Origin of the sequence: Actinoplanes sp. NPDC048796 (genome assembly GCF_040650035.1) — a bacterium.
In the GTDB taxonomy this organism is placed as follows: Bacteria; Actinomycetota; Actinomycetes; order Mycobacteriales; family Micromonosporaceae; genus Actinoplanes.
Window position 1 is genome coordinate 1 of record NZ_JBEZGO010000038.1, and the last position, 1331, is coordinate 1331.

The window sequence follows — 1331 nt, forward strand, 5'->3', positions numbered from 1 at the left end:
CTAGCTTGAGTTTTAACCTGTTCGGCGTGGCCGTGGAGTGGTTGAGGGCTTCTTTCTGGGTGTGCTTTTCGGGCGATCGTTCCTGGTGACGATGTGGACGTCGTGGCGGGTTGCTGGCCGGGTGTTCCGGCGCCCGGATGGTCGGCCGGGGCCTGGTCGTGCGGGTTTTGGTGCCCTGGTGGGAGTGCCTGCTTGTGCGTGCAGGTGCCGAAATCCTCGCCGGACGCGGGCTGGGGTTAGGCGTTGCGGTGGGGCGGGGCGTTCCCAGGGCCGGCGTAGGTCAGCGACCAGGGTTCGGGCCAGGCGTAGTTGGGTGTAAGCGGCGAGTAGGAGCCAGGTCCATCGGTCGGCGGCGGCCGGGTCGCGTAGTTTCGGGCTGGTCCAGCCGAGGGTCTGTTTGAGCATGCGGAAGGTGTGCTCGATATCGAAGCGGCGCAGGAAGGCTTGCCAGAGCACGTTGACAGTGTTGTTGTCGGCGTCGGCGATTGAGGCCCACAGCCAGACCGGTTTCGCGGTGGCGCCCGAAGGGAGCCGTTCGACGCGTAGCAGGATGACGGTGCCTTCGATGACCGGCAGAACGCCGGCATGGCCGATCCAGGCGGTGCGATGGGTTAGACGTGGATGCAGTCGTTGCCAGGCCAGGACAGTTGCGGTGCCGTAGAGGCGGGTGTCGGTCGTGATGGTCGTGTCGGGAGTGCCCCAGCTGGCGGGGTCACCGAAGATGAACTCGTCTCCGTGGCGTTTCGTGCGGCCCATCGTGCCGGGTTCGCGGGGTGGGGCAGGGCGGCGCAGGACTCGATCTGAGCGCATCCGGACCAGTACTTTCACCGGCAGATCCCGCAACAGCAACGCGAGTCTTGGTCCGTCGTAGCCGGCGTCCGCGACGATCCAGATGTCGGGCTCGCCGGGCTGCCACTGCCCGGCGCTGATGAGGCGTTGCACGACGTCGCGTAACTGCCCGGCGGTGATCGTGGCGGCATCGTCTCCCGGGGCAAGCCGGCGGGCGTCCAGCGGTGCGGTCCATGAGTGACGTCCCGTTTCGAGGGCGACGACCACCGAATACGGCCAGCCCGGGACCCCGATGTGGGCGTCCTTGGCCCGTCCGTAGGTGTGACATAACACCCGGCCAGGGCTGGTGTGTGCCTCCGGGCGCAGCCAGCAGGTCACGTCGACCGCGAGCACGATCCGGCCGTCCGCGGCGCGTGGCACCGGCACCGCGGCCAGCGCGGTGCGCAACCGGTCGACATCGATCCGGCCCCGATTCAGGCCCGCATACATCGCTCCGTGACCACGCCGATGCTGTCCCGCCAACGACAACTCGGCCAGCGAAC

1 protein-coding gene is annotated in these 1331 nt (G+C 67.9%); it reads right to left on the reverse strand.

The window, feature by feature from the left end:
• Positions 1-12: 12 nt before the first annotated feature.
• Positions 13-1331: NF041680 family putative transposase (locus tag AB0C26_RS46405; RefSeq protein WP_360261776.1), on the reverse strand; the 1319-nt coding region annotated here is incomplete at its 5' end.